The 13,779-nt window shown below is 75.2% G+C and carries 7 protein-coding genes; 3 read left to right on the top strand and 4 right to left on the bottom strand.

From position 1 onward, the window contains the following. Window position 1 precedes the first annotated feature (1 nt). Window positions 2-1,249: an ABC transporter permease gene (locus C2142_RS33520; protein WP_241002927.1), complete on the top strand. Its 1,248-nt coding sequence runs from the start codon at window positions 2-4 to the stop codon at window positions 1,247-1,249. A 74-nt stretch (window positions 1,250-1,323) separates the two neighbouring features. On the opposite strand, the gene C2142_RS33525 is transcribed toward C2142_RS33520, so the two are convergent. After that, complete coding sequence (locus tag C2142_RS33525) at window positions 1,324-7,254, bottom strand: TIR domain-containing protein (RefSeq protein WP_148646557.1); 5,931 nt, start codon at window positions 7,252-7,254, stop codon at window positions 1,324-1,326. Between the two features lie 257 nt (window positions 7,255-7,511). On the opposite strand from C2142_RS33525, the gene C2142_RS33530 reads away from it, so the two are divergent. After that, on the top strand, window positions 7,512-8,714 hold the full coding sequence (locus C2142_RS33530) for an SLC13 family permease (protein ID WP_241002928.1): 1,203 nt from the start codon (window positions 7,512-7,514) through the stop codon (window positions 8,712-8,714). Window positions 8,715-8,790: 76 nt separating this feature from the next. On the opposite strand, the gene C2142_RS33535 is transcribed toward C2142_RS33530, so the two are convergent. Genes C2142_RS33535 through C2142_RS33545 form a run of 3 tightly spaced genes read right to left on the bottom strand, consistent with a single transcriptional unit; the run spans window position 8,791 to window position 11,397 of the window. Beyond that, window positions 8,791-9,693 (bottom strand): inositol monophosphatase, encoded by a 903-nt coding sequence (locus C2142_RS33535; protein ID WP_148646558.1) that lies wholly within the window; start codon window positions 9,691-9,693, stop codon window positions 8,791-8,793. Beyond that, window positions 9,671-10,414 (bottom strand): hypothetical protein, encoded by a 744-nt coding sequence (locus tag C2142_RS33540; RefSeq protein ID WP_241002929.1) that lies wholly within the window; start codon window positions 10,412-10,414, stop codon window positions 9,671-9,673. The genes C2142_RS33535 and C2142_RS33540 overlap by 23 nt, the downstream gene beginning before the upstream one ends. A gap of 20 nt (window positions 10,415-10,434) precedes the next feature. Next, window positions 10,435-11,397, bottom strand: coding sequence for a hypothetical protein (locus tag C2142_RS33545; protein ID WP_148646559.1), 963 nt, complete (start codon window positions 11,395-11,397; stop codon window positions 10,435-10,437). 313 nt (window positions 11,398-11,710) lie between these two features. On the opposite strand from C2142_RS33545, the gene dnaE reads away from it, so the two are divergent. Next, the coding region (gene dnaE, locus C2142_RS40755) for a DNA polymerase III subunit alpha (protein ID WP_241003320.1) at window positions 11,711-13,779 on the top strand (2,069 nt) is incomplete at its 3' end.

Consider the following 13,779-nt stretch of genomic DNA (forward strand, 5'->3'; position numbering starts at 1 on the left):
GGTGCGCAGCGTCCTGTCCGACCCCGCCTCCCGCCTCGGCCTGCGCGACCTCCTCGCCGAGGCCATGTCCGGCACCCTCCAGCGGCCCGGCCGCTCGGCCCTCACCATGCTCGGCACCGTCCTCGGCATCGGCGCCTTCGTCGCCGTGCTCGGCCTCACCGCGACCGCCTCCGGTCAGATCGGCGAGCAGTTCAGCCTCACCAAGGCCACCACCGTCACCGTCTCCGACCACCCCTCCACCGAGGGCCTCGCCCCCGGCGCCAACCCGCCGACAGGGTTCCCCGAGGACGCGGACGCCCGCGCCGGCCGGATCAACGGCGTGGCCGCGGCCGGGGTCTGGTGGCGGGTCCCCAAGGCCGACGTGCGGATCTCCGCCACGCCCACCGGGGAGTCCGCCGGCCAGGGCCTCTCGCTGCTCGCCGCCACCCCCGGCGCGGTCGCCGCGATGCAGCCGACGCTGGCCGCCGGCACCACCCTGGACGCCTTCGCGCAGCGTGAACGGCTGCCGGTCGCGCTGCTCAGCTCGGCCGCCGCGAAGCGGCTCGGCGTCAACCGGCTGGACGCCCAGCCCGCGGTCTTCGTCGACGGTCTGCCGTTCACGGTGATCGGCGTCTACTCCGAGGTCCAGCGCCTGCCGGACAGCCTGCTGGGCATCGTCATCCCGACCAGCACCGCGCTGGACCGGTTCGGCAACCCCGGTACGGGCAAGGACCAGGAGGCCCAGCTGCTGGTGGCCACCCGGATGGGCGCGGCCCCGGTCGTGGCCCGCCAACTCGCCGTCGCCCTGCGGCCGGACGCTCCCGAACGGTTCACCGTCGTCCCGCCGCCGGACCCGCACAGCCTCCAGGACAAGGTCACCTCCGACCTCACCGGCCTGTTCCTCGCGCTCGCCGGGATCTGCCTGGTCGTCGGCGCCGTCGGGATCGCCAACACGACGCTGGTCGCCGTGCTGGAACGCACCCAGGAGATCGGCCTGCGCCGCTCCCTCGGCGCCCGCACCTGGCACATCGCCGGGCAGTTCCTCACCGAGTCCACCGTGCTCGGCACCCTCGGCGGCCTGATCGGTACCGGCACGGGCGTCCTGGTGGTCCTCGGGACGGCCGCGGCCCGCGACTGGACCGCGGTGCTGCAACCGGCCGCCACCCTCCCCGCGCCGCTGATCGGCACGGTCGTCGGCCTCCTGGCCGGCCTCTACCCGGCCCTGCGCGCCGCCCGCACCGACCCCCTCAAGGCCCTCCGCACGGCCTGAGCCGCCCGGCCCGGGCCCGGCCCGCACGGCCCTCCGCCTCCGCCTCCGACCGGCACACCGCCGGCCGGAGGCTCTCACAGCTCCGCCTCCGGGGGCAGCCGGTGCACGCCCAGGAGGTGGCTGTCCAGCTCGCCCGGCTCGAACCGGCACATGCCGACGGCGTGCCAGAACTCGCCGACCACGTCGCCCTCGTACTTGTAGGCGCCGGACGGCAGCAGCGCGGCCCAGCCGTCGGGCGCGCCGAGGAGGGTGGCGCGCGGGGTGGGGACGCCGGTGGCGGGGACGTTCCAGAGGCGGACGGTGCCGTCCTCGCCGCCGCTGGCCAGCAGCGAGCCGTCGGGGCTGAAGGTCACGGCGAGGATCCGGCCGGTGTGACCGCGGAGCCGGCCGAGGTCGTGGCCGGTGTGCGGGTCCCAGAGGCGGACGACGCGGTCGTCGCCGGCAGTGGCGAGGAGCGGCCGGCGGGGGTGGACGGCGGCGGTCCAGAGCCGGCCGACGTGGCCGCCGAGGCGGTGCCGGACGGCGCCGTCGGCCCAGACCACGGCGTCGCCGTCCCAGGAGGCGCTGGCCAGCCAACGGCCGTCGGCCGCGAACGCGACCGCGTACACCCGGTCGTGGTGACCTTCGAGCTGGGTCTCGATCCGGCCGGCCGCGATGTCCCAGATCCGGACCCGGCTGTCGTCGCAGCCGGTGGCCAGCCGCCGCCCGTCCGCGCTGAAGGCGATGGAACGGACCCGGCCGCGGTGCTCCCGCAGGGTGGCGACGTGGGCTCCGGTGCTGCGGTACCAGATGCGGACGGTGTCGTCGTCGTTGGCGGTGGCGACGAAGACGCCGTCGGCGCTGAAGGCCTCCGCCCAGACGTGTTCGGTCTCGACGTCCATCTCGCGGAGGTACTCACCGCTCAGGGCGTTCCACAGGTAGAGGTCGCCGTCGTTGCTGGCGGTCGCGATCAGCGGGCCCTCCGGGCCGAACTGCGCGGAGACCAGCCGGCTGCTGCGGGCCGCGAGTTCCCTGGCCCGGCGGCCGGTGGCGGGCTCCCAGAGCCGGACCACGCCGTCGTTGCCGCCGGCCGCGAGCAGCGTGCCGTCGCCGTTGAAGGAGAGCGAGCCGATGCGCCGGCCGTGGCCGCGCAGCAGTTGCCGGCTGCGGCCTGAGCCGGGCTCCCAGAGCCGGACGGCGCCGTCGTTGCCGCCCGTCACCAGCAGGGCCTCCGCGTCCGCCCCGGCCGGGCCGCCGACCGCCTCGCCGACCGGTCCGGCGGCCGGTCGGTCGGCCGGGCGGAACCGGCAGGCCCAGACCGAACCCCGGTGCTCGGGCGGCTGACGGCGCAGCGGCACCACCTCCCGGCCGCCACCGCCTTCGCCTCCGCCGCCACCACCGGCAGCGGCGCCGCCGCGCCTGGTGGCGGGGCCGACCCGCCAGACCCGGACCACACCGTCGCTGTCGCCGGCCGCGAGCCGGGTGCCGTCGACGTCGAAGGCCACCTGGTAGACCGCCCCGGTGCAGCCCTCCAGCTCTCCGGCGGCCGTCCCGTCGAGCGGGTTCCAGAGCCGGACCCGGCCCGCGGTGTCGCCGCTCGCGAGCAGGTCGCCGTCGGGGTGGAAGGCCAGGGTGTAGACCCGCCCGAGGTGTCCGTCGAAGGTGTGCAGGAGCCGTCCCCGGGCGATGTCCCAGAGCCGGACGGTGCCGCCGGCCACCCCGTCCGCACCGCCGTCGCCGGTGGCCAGGAGGGTGCCGTCCGGGCTGAACCGGGCGCGGTACACCGATCCCCGGTGGCCGGGCAGTTCGGCGGTCAGGCGGCCGCTGCCGGTGGACCAGACGCGGACCGCACCGGCCCGGTCTCCGGTGACCAGCCGCGAGCCGTCGGGGCTGAACACCGCGGTGTAGACGGGCGCGGCGTGGCCGGGGAGGCTGCGCAGCAGCCGGCCGGCGGCGGTGTCCCAGAGGGTGACGGTGCCCTCGGCGTCGCCGGTGGCGAGCAGGGCTCCGCCGGGGCCGAGCGAGACCGGCCAGACGCCGCCGGGGTGGATGTCGAGCCGGTGGCGGCATTCGCCGGAGACCGGGTCCCAGAGCCGGACGGTGCCGTCGGCGCTGCCGGTGGCCAGTACGTCGCCGGCGAACTTGACCGCGTAGACCCGGCCGATGTGGTCCTTGAGGGTGCGCAGCGCCACACCGGTGACGGCGTCGCAGACCAGGACCGAGCCGTCGTCGCTGCCGACGGCGAGCAGTTGGCCGTCGACGCTGAAGGCGACGGGCTCGGGCAGCCGGGTGGTGCGGACGTCGAAGCCGTAGGGGACGCCGACCTCGGAGGGGCGGAACCCGGCCTCGACGGGCAGGCCGGGGGCGATGGCGGCGGCGCGGAGCTCGGGGGCGGCGAGCACCCGGGCGTCGGTGACCGCGGAGATCAGCGCGGCGCGCTGCCAGCGGCTGCCGCGCAGGCGGGCACCGCGCAGGTCGGTGCGGATGAGCCGGGCTCCGCGCAGGTCGGCGTCGCGCAGGTCGGCGCCGGTGAGGTCGGCCGCGTCGAGGCGGGCGCCGACCAGACGGGCGCCGCGCAGCGAGGCCCCGGCGAGGTTGGCGCCGAGCAGCCGGGCGTCCGTGAGGTCGGCCCGGGCGAGGTCGACGCCGGAGAGGTCCCGGTGGGAGAGGTCCTCGCCGGCCAGGGCGGCGCCGCGCAGGTCGGTGTGGGCGGGGACGCGCAGCCGGGCCAGCACCTTGACGGCGTTGGACCGGGCGGTCTCGTCGGCGCCCGGGGAGTCCGCCGCGCCGTCCAGGACGGACCGGGCCCACTCCTGGCAGACCTGGTGGTCGGCGAGGTCGCAGAGGAACTCGACCGCCAGCCGGCTGAGCGGCCGCCGGGTGAGCAGGCCGGGCTCGCCCCGGCCGAGGCCGGCCGCGGCCGCGCGGGCGACCAGCCATTCGACCACCGAGCCGTGGATGAACTGGAACATGCCCTCGTCGGAGCGGACCAGGAGCGAGCCCGAGCCGACCGCGTGGGCGACCTGCGGGGTGGGCAGGCTGGTCTCCGCGAGGCCGGTCAGCACGCCCGCGATGTCGACCAGTTCGTCGTACGGCATGGCGCCCCGGCCGCTCTCCCAGAGCCGCAGCGCGAGCAGGGTGACGGCCTCCCAGAGCTGGTCCAGGCCGAGGCCGGGCGCGGCGCCCGGCCCGCCGTGGCCGCGCCGCTCCTCGAACCGCAGCCAGGCGGTGAAGACCTCCTGGTAGAGGCCGGCGGCGCTGAGCGCCCGGCCGGCGCCGGCGACGGCCCGCAGCCGGTCGTGGTCGAGGTCGGCGACGAAGCTGAGCAGCCGGGGGTTGCGGCAGAGCGCCAGCAGGTCGGGGATGGCCTCCAGCAGGCGCATCCGGCGGTCGGCGGCGGTCTCGTCGCCGTAGCGGTTGACCAGGTAGCCGCGGATCTGGGCGGTGGTGAAGTCCTGGACGGCGAGCAGCCGCCGCTGCGGCAGCAGGCCGACCCGCTCGCCGAGCGCGGTGAGCACCTGCTCCTGGGAGCTGAAGTGCTGGGTGCGGCTGCTGACCACGATCTTGGCGCTGTCGACGGCGGCGTCCAGCAGCACCTGGAGGTGGTCGGCGGCCCGCTCGTAGCTGACCCGGTTGAGGAGCTCGTCGAAGCCGTCGAAGAGCAGCACGATGCGGCCCTGGCGGAGCATGTAGCGGAAGGCCCGCAGGTCGATGGTGTCGAGGCCGTGGGCGGTCAGGTGGGCGGCCACCAGGCCGTCGAAGGAGTGCGCCTTGTCGAGCGCGCTGAGCTCGATGAACAGCGGGGTCAGGTGCGGGAGTTCGGTGGGGATGCGGCGGGCCAGCTCGCGCAGCGCGAAGGTCTTGCCGCGGCCGAAGTCGCCGAGCAGCAGCAGGAACCGGCCGTGGTCGGACTCCAGCAGCCGGAGCATCTCGTCGACCAGGCCGTCGCGTTCGGCGCCGCCGGGGCGTTCGGCGTCGCGGTAGCGCTGCGGGAGGTAGAGGCCGGGCTGGTACTGGCCGTCGGTGCTGAGCCGCTCGCTCTGGGCGGCCACGTAGCCGCGCAGGTCGAGCAGGCCCTGGAACTCGACGAAGCTGCGCAGCCGGACGCCGCGCCGCCGGGCGCGGTCGCGCAGCTCGCGCGGTGGCGGCGGGCCGTCGTGGACGAGTTCGGCGTCGGGTGCGGTGCCGGCGGCGTGCACGGCGTCGACGAAGTGGTCGACGTCCTCGGCGGTGGGGGTGGAGACGCAGGCGGCGACGCGCTGCTGGCGGACGAAGCCGGACTCGGTCCAGGTGACGAGGAGCTGGGGCGGTGCGCCCGTGACGACGCGGATCTGGGCGCCCTCGTGGCGGGTCCGGCAGACCTCGGCGACCCGGGCCAGCAGGGTGTCGGCGGGGGAGGCCAGCTCCCGGGCCTCCCGTTCGGGTTCGGCGGGCGGCGGGGCGGCGGGCTGCGGTTGCGGCGGGGCGGCCGGCGCGGCCGCGTCGGGCGGCGGCGGGAAGGCCCGGTGGGCCCGGCGCCAGACGGCGGGCGTCTGCTGGAGCTCGGCGCCCGGGGCGGGCCAGCGGGTGAGCCCGTCGCGGGTGAGCCGGAGCAGCTGGTGGGTGCCGGGGCCGCCGGCACCCACCACGCCGACCTCGCCGGCGGCGGTGGGCAGCGTCCGGACCGCCGTCCGGGAGTCGGACGGGCCGTGCAGCAGCAGGTGCAGCCGCGGCGCGGTGAGGCGGGTGAACCGGTCGAGGTCGCGCAGCGGTTCGGCGTCCTGGCCCGCCCGGGCCGACCGGGCGCCGGCGGGCCGGGCCGTGACCGGGTGGCGCAGCGCGCCGATCCGCAGCCAGCCGTCGCTCTCGTACGGGCGCAGCGCCTGGGCGAACCAGGCGGCCTGTTCGGGGCCGAGCCAGCCGTACCGGTCGTCGGCGCGGTGGCTGTACGCCATCGAGGAGTTGAGGCCGGCGACGACGGTGCCGAGCTCGGGCACGGGGAAGAGCGTCCACGGCTGGGCGCTGTCGAAGACGACGTCCAGGCCCTGGTAGAACTCCTGGAACAGCCGGGCGTAGTGGCGCCACTTGGGCCAGTACGGCGGGGTGGGCCGCAGTTCGTCGGCCTCGCAGGTGCTGAAGTAGGCGCGCGAGGCGGCCTGGCTGACGTCCTGCCCGCCGGGCACGACGGCCACCCGGTGGGGTTCCAGGCCGAGCAGGGAGCGGATCCCGGTGAGGAAGGCGAGCGCCTGCTCGCACTCGCGGGGGCTGCCGGAGGCGGTCAGGTCGCCGGTGACGACGACCAGTTCGGGTGCCGGGGCGCCGGCGTCGGCCAGCTCCACGAGGTCGCCCCAGATGGCGGCCTGGAGGTCCACCGGGTCGTTGCCGCGGCCGAAGGACGGGCCTGCCAGGTGCAGCACCGAGACGCCCTCGCGCTCGCCCGTCCGCTCCGGCGCCGACGGGTACTCGGGCGGGACGGACGGCCTGCGGCGGCCGGCCCAGCCCGTCCCGCCGACCGGCCGGGGCTCGGGCACCTGCGGCTGCGCCGGGGCGGCGGGCACGCCGGCGGACCCGCCCGGGTAGCCGGGCCGCAGTTCGGGCCGGGCCCGCCCGTCCATCGCCTGGCCGACCCGGGCCAGCAGCAGCCGGCGGGCGTGCGCGGGCTCGGCGACGCCCACCAGGTCGATGTAGGTGAGGGTGGCGAGCAGGCCGTCCACCGGGATGTCCTCGATGCGGACGGTCAGCAGCCGGCGGTCCGGGGCGTCCGGGTCGGAGCGCAGGGCGGCCTGCCACTCCATCCGCCCGTAGCGGGAGCGCTCGTAGTGGCGGGAGAGCAGGGCGATGGTGGCGGCGGACTCGGTGACGCCCCGGTCCATGAAGTCCACGAAGTTGGTCCCGGGGACGAAGTCCCAGGCCTGGAGGAAGGCGCGGTAGCCGGCCTCCTCCAGCGTCCAGGCGATCCAGGCCGCCCACCGCTCGTCCGCCGGTGAGTAGCTGATGAAGAAGTCGATCGGCCCGGGGCCACCCGGGGTCGCGTCCAAAGCCCCCATGGGGGAGAGCTTGTGACCGATCGGGGGCCGGTAAACCCGGTTCGGCCCGGCGGTTCGGCCTTGCTTCGCCCGCGTCCCGCCGGTGTCCCGGCTACGTCCCGCCTGTGGCCCGGCTACGTCCGGCCGGTGTCCCCTCCCCGTCGTGCGCCGCTCCCGCCCGCGTCGCGCCCCGCTCCCGCACCCCCGTCGTGCCCAGGCCGCACCTGCACCCCGATCCGGTCTCGACGTGAGAACAACCGTGTGCGACCCTGGCGGGCGTGCTTGCCTACTGGCCCACCGTCAGGCGCCTCCACCCGCTGGACTGGGTGGCCGCGGCGCTGCTCACCTGCGGACTGCTCCTCCTCGCCACCGGTCTGCTGCCGACCGCCTCGGCCGGGGCGGCGGTCTCCCGGATCGCGCCGCTGCTGGCGTTCCTCGGCACGGTCATCGTGCTGGCCGAACTCACCAGCGCGGCCGAGGTGTTCGACGTGGTGGCGGCGGGTGTGGCGCGGGCCGGGCGGGGCAGCTACCCGGTGCTGTTCCTGCTCTGCGTGGCCTTCGCCGCCGGCACCACGACGACCCTCAACCTGGACACCACGGCCGTCCTGCTCACCCCGGTGATGCTGGCCCTCGCCACCCGGGTGGGCATCGCGCCGCTGCCGCTGGCGATGACCACGGTCTGGCTGGCCAACACCGCGAGCCTGCTGCTGCCGGTGTCCAACCTGACCAACCTGCTGGCCGCCGAACGGGTCGCGCTCTCCCCCGCCGGGCTGGCCCGGGTGATGTGGGCGCCGCAGCTGGCCGCCCTGCTGGCGACGATGGCCTGCCTCTGGGGGTTCTACTGGCGGCGCGGCCGCCGGGGCGCCGACGGCTACACGCCGCCGCCGGCCCACCGGCCCGGCGACCGGGTGCTGTTCCGGGTCTGCGGGCTGGCCTGCGCCGGCTTCCTGCTGGCGACCCTGCTGACCGGTCTCCCGCTCTGGGCGGCCTCGGGGACGGCCGCCCTGGTCGCGGTGGCGGCCTTCGCCGTCCGCCGGCCGGAGGCGCTGCGGGCCTCGCTCGTCCCGTGGCGGCTGCTGGTCATGGTGCCGGGGATGTTCCTCGTGGTGCAGACCGTCGACGCGCACGGGCTGCACCGGGTGCTGGCCTCGGCGATCGGGGCGGACGGCGGGGTGCTCGGGATGTTCCGGGCGTCGGCCGTCGGAGCGGGCCTGTCCAACCTGCTCAACAACCTGCCCGTGTACCTGGCCGGGGAGGCCGCGGTGCCGGTCGCCAACCACCAGCAGCTGCTCTCGCTGCTGATCGGCACCAACATCGGCCCGCTGATCACGCCGTGGGCCTCGCTCGCCACCCTGCTCTGGTACGAGCGGTGCCGCTCGGCCGGCCTGCGGGTGCCGCTGCGGGGCGTCGCCGGGACCAGCGCGGTGCTCGCGGTCGGCGGCGTGCTGCTGGCCACGTCGGCGCTCGCGCTGACCTCCTAGCGGGGCCGTGGCGAGCCCGGCGCGGCGCGGGTCCGGCCCGCGCGGACGGGCCCGGCACGAGGCCCGGCCCGGCGCCTCACGGTCCGAAGCCGTCGTCGGGCTTGGCGGCCCGGGCGACCAGGTCCAGCAGGTGGGGCAGCACCTCCGGGCGCCCCGCGACGAAGCTCCGTGCGGTGTCCGGCTGCCCGATCCGCCCGCTGAACCGGCCGCCGTCCAGCCGGCGGATCTCCAGGCCCGCCTCGGCCGCGAGCAGACACCCGGCGGGCAGGTCGATCTCCTCCGCCCGGTAGCCGACGAAACCGTCGATGTCGCCCCGGGCCAGCATCGACCAGGTGAGCAGGGGCGCCCAGAGCTGGAGCAGCCGCCGCGAGCCGGCCTCCAGCCCCTCCTTCAGCGCCCGGCACACCGGGTCGCCGGCCGGCACCCCGTGCCCCTGCGTCCAGGCGAGCACCGGTCCGGCGGGGGCCGGCGGGCCGGACGGCCGGCGCAGCCGCCCGCGCGGGCCGAAGGCGCCGCCGCCGCGCACCGCCCGCCACGTCCGGCCGGTCACCGGGTCGTGCACGACCCCGAGGACCGGCTCGTCACCGACGCAGAGCGCGATGCCCACCACGTAGACGGGCAGGCCGACCACCACGTTGTTGCTGCCGTCGAGCGGGTCCACCAGCCAGGTCCGCCCGGAGGGTCCGCCCCCGCCACCCGCACCGGGTCCCGTCCCGCCGCCCTCCTCGGCGACGATACGGTCGGACGGGAAGCGCTCGGCGAGTCGCCGGGTGACCAGTTCCTCGGCCAGCAGGTCCAGCTCGGTGACCACGTCGCCGTCCTCGCCCTTCGGGTGGATCCGGAAGGCGCGCCGGAAACGGGAGCGCAGCAGCCCGCCCGCCTCCTCGGCGATGTCGACCGCGGCCTGGCACTCGGCCTCGAAGCCAGGGCTGCCGGTGCCGCCGGTGCCGCCGGGGTCAGTCTTCGGACGGGGGTTCACTGAGCCTCCTGGCTGCCGCTTCGGCGATCCGGGCGGTCCGGGCCGCGTCGCACTGCCGCCGCACCACCCGGCGGGCACGGCCGTCGAGCGGCCCGAGGACGACGTCCACCGGGCCGGGCACCGAACGCCCCAGCACCACCGTCGCGGCCGGTGCGCCGCCCGGCAGGACGGTCGCGTGGAACTCGCCGGCCGCCAGGGTGTACGTCTCGCCGCGCGCGCTGGTCCGCTCGCCGAGCGGCTCCCAGCGCACCAGCCTGGCGGTCGGCCGGATCTCGTCCGTGCCCTCCGCGCTGTGCACCTCGTACGCGCGGTGGGTCGGGCGGACCGGTTCGTCGTGGACCCCGACCCGCAGGTTGCCGACCCGCCCGTACAGCACGCTGCTCTTCAGCTCCCAGCTGTGGCAGTGGATCTCCCGCACGGCGCGGGCCGGGCGCGGCCCGGCGGCGTCCGGACCGAAGACGTGCACGCAGACGCCGAGCGCGCCGTCGCGCAGCACCGGCAGGCAGAAGAAGCCGAGGGGGTGGGCGACGGCCCGCACCGCTCTCGCGCCCGAGGCGACCTCCGCCAGGATCCCGCCGACCAGCCCGTCCAGCGCGGGCGAGGCCTCGGCCTCCCCGGCGGCCAGGTCGAGCGAGGCGAAGAGGCCCGCGCGGGAGCCCGTACCGGGGTCCGGGCCGCGATCCAGGTCGGGGCCCGTGAAGGGGTCCGTGAAGGGGTCCATGCGTCTCCTCCCTCCGGCGGCTACCTGCGGTACGGGTTCTCCGCGTGCAGCGCCCTGTCGATGATGTCGCCGACGTCCGCGTCCGAGAAGGAGGCGGGCAGCCGGATGCCCAGCTGCTCGAAGAGCCGCCGGGCCTCGTCGACGGTCGGGTCGTCACCGAGCGGCTCGGTGTCCCGCAGGTCGAGCTTGACCGCCTGCTCCCGGTAGTGGTGCAGCTCCGTGACGTAGTAGTCGTAGAGCGGGCGCCCGCGCTCGACGTAGAGGCTGACCCGCCGCGGGTCGTCCTGGGTGATGACCAGGCACGACGCCGAGAGGTCGAAGCGGAGCGTCGGGACGACGGACGAGAGGTGGACGTCGATCTCCAGGGTGTCGAGCCGCTGGCGGTACCAGGCGGCGGCGAACACCGTGGCGTAGGACTCCCGGCGGGTGCGCTCGACGCTCCACCCGCCGGGCTGCGCGCCGTCCGGGCGGCTGCTGAAGGTCTCCCGGAACCGCGAGTACGCCGCGCAGGCCCGCTCGTCGCCCGGGTGCACGATGTCGATCTTGACGGTGAGCGAGCGGCGGCGGCGCTGCGCCTCCCGGACGCACTCGGGCAGGGTGACCGCCCGCAGGTAGGTGCCGGTGCCGCCCTTGAACACCCACCGGTCGGTGTCCTGGCGCGCCCGCTCCAGCGCCCGTTCCAGTTCCACCCCGGCCAGCTCCCGCACCGAGGTCAGGTTGTCCAGCGCCTGCCGGGCACCGGCCGTCGCCTCCCGGATGTCGCTGATCCGGCGCCGGCGCTCGGCCAGCGACCCGTACACCACCGCCGCCAGTACCAGCAGGGTCGCGCCCGAGACGACGTTGTCCCCGAGCCCGCCGCCGAAGAGGTCGAGCAGCCCGACGGCCAGCGCGCCGCAGAAGGCGACGACGCCGTCCGAGTTCCGCAGCGCCCAGGCGATCGCACTCTCCAGCCGCCGCCCGGGCTCCGCACCCCCCTGCGCCACCCCGCACCCCCTCGTTCGTCGGCCAACATGGTAAGTCTCGCAGGCAATTGACGACCAGACGGCGAATTTTCCGGCCGCCCTCCCGTCGGCGGCGCGTCCCTGCCGGGGCCGGGCGGGAGGGCGCGCGCAGACCGTTCACGGAGGCCGTGGCGAGGCCGCGCGGAGCCCGTCGAAGGACCGGGAGGATCACGTCGAGGACCGCCGCCGGGGTGCCCGCCCGGGCGAGTCGTCCGCGCCGACCGGCTAGCCTGGAGGGCTCCGCCCCGGGGTGCCCGCCCCGGACGCCAGCCCCGCCGACAAGGAGCCCGCCGACGTGTCCGACAGTTTCGCGCACCTGCACGTCCACACCGAGTACTCGATGCTGGACGGGGCCGCGAAGAACGGCAAACTGTTCGCGGAGGCCGAGCGGCAGGGCATGCCGGCCATCGCGATGAGCGACCACGGCAACATGTTCGGCGCGTACGAGTTCTTCCACGCCGCCGCCAAGACCGGCGTGAAGCCGATCATCGGCATCGAGGCGTACGTCGCCCCGGGCTCGCGCTTCCTGAAGAAGCAGGTGTTCTGGTCCCCCGGCGGCCAGCGCCCGGCCAGCTCGGACGGCGAGGGCGGCAAGGACGTCTCCGGCGGCGGCCGCTACACCCACATGACCATGTGGGCACAGAACGCCACCGGCCTGCGGAACCTCTTCAAGCTCTCCTCGCTCGCGTCGATGGAGGGCTACTACATGAAGCCCCGGATGGACCGCGAGCTGATCGCCGCCAACGCGACCGGCATCATCGCCACCACCGGCTGCCCCTCCGGCGAGGTGCAGACCCGGCTGCGGCTCGGGCAGTACGACGAGGCGGTCAAGGCCGCCGGCGCCTACCAGGACATCTTCGGCAGGGAGAACTACTTCCTGGAGCTGATGGACCACGGCCTCTCCATCGAGCAGGACGTCCGCGCGGACCTGCTGCGCCTGGCCAAGCAGCTGAACATCCCGCTGCTCGCCACCAACGACTCGCACTACGTCACCGCCGACCAGGCGGACGCCCACGACAGCCTGCTCTGCGTCGGCGTGGGCAAGAACAAGGACGACCCGAACCGCTTCAAGTTCAACGGCTCCGGTTACTACGTCAAGACCGCCGAGGAGATGCGCGAGCTCTTCCGCGAGCTGCCGGAGGCCTGCGACAACACGCTGGCGATCGCCGAGCGGGTCGAGTCGTACGAGGAGGTCTTCACCTACGTCGACCGGATGCCGCAGTTCGACGTGCCCGAGGGCGAGACCCAGGCCTCGTACCTGCGCCAGAAGATCGCCGCCGGGCTCCAGCACCGCTACGGCGACAACCCGAGCCAGGAGGTGCTGGACCGGATCGAGCTGGAGATGGGCGTGATCAGCCCGATGGGGTTCGACGCCTACTTCCTCGTGGTCGCCGACATCTGCCAGTACGCCCGGGACAACGGCATCCCGGTCGGCCCGGGCCGAGGCTCGGCGGCCGGCTCGATGGTCTCCTACCTGACCCGGATCACCGAGCTGGACCCGCTGGAGCACGACCTGCTGTTCGAGCGGTTCCTCAACCCCGAGCGCATCAACCCCCCGGACGTCGACATCGACTTCGACGACCGCCAGCGCGACCAGATGGTGCGCTACGTCACCGAGAAGTACGGCTCCGCCTACACCGCCCAGGTCAACACCTTCGGCACGATCAAGGCCAAGGCCGCCGTCAAGGACGCCAACCGCATCCTCGGCTACCCCTTCGCAATGGGCGACCGGATCACCAAGGCGATGCCGCCGGACGTCATGGGCAAGGGCGTCCCGCTGGCGGACCTCTTCAACGAGAAGCACCCCCGGTACAACGAGGGCACCGAGATCCGGTCGCTGTACGGCAACGAGCCCGACGTCAAGAAGATCATCGACACCGGCCTGGGCATCGAGGGCCTGATCCGCGGCACCGGCGTGCACGCCGCCGCCGTCATCCTCTCCTCCACCCCGCTGCTCGACCTCATCCCGCTGCACATGCGGGACAAGGACGGCGTGATCATCACCGGCTTCGACTACCCGTCGTGCGAAGCCATGGGCCTGATCAAGATGGACTTCCTGGGTCTGCGGAACCTGGGCATCATCGACCACTGCATCAAGATCGTGAAGGCCAACCGGGGCGTCGACGTCGACATCGAGAAGATCCCGATCGACGACCCCACCACGTACCAGCTGCTCGCCCGCGGCGACACCCTGGGCGTGTTCCAGCTCGACGGCGGCCCCATGCGCGCCCTGCTCAAGCTGATGAAGCCCACCGAGTTCGCCGACATCTCCGCCGTGTCCGCGCTCTACCGGCCCGGCCCGATGGGCATGAACTCGCACACCAACTACGCCCTGCGCAAGAACGCCCAGCAGGAGATCGTCCC

Origin of the sequence: Streptomyces sp. CB01881 (assembly GCF_002953255.1) — a bacterium.
In the GTDB taxonomy this organism is placed as follows: Bacteria; Actinomycetota; Actinomycetes; order Streptomycetales; family Streptomycetaceae; genus Kitasatospora.

Excerpts from the sequence above, each read along its gene's own strand:
- C2142_RS33525 (WP_148646557.1), bottom strand. The coding sequence starts at position 7,254 with ATGGGGGCTTTGGACGCGACCCCGGGTGGCCCCGGGCCGATCGACTTC.
- C2142_RS33540 (WP_241002929.1), bottom strand. The coding sequence starts at position 10,414 with ATGGACCCCTTCACGGACCCCTTCACGGGCCCCGACCTGGATCGCGGC.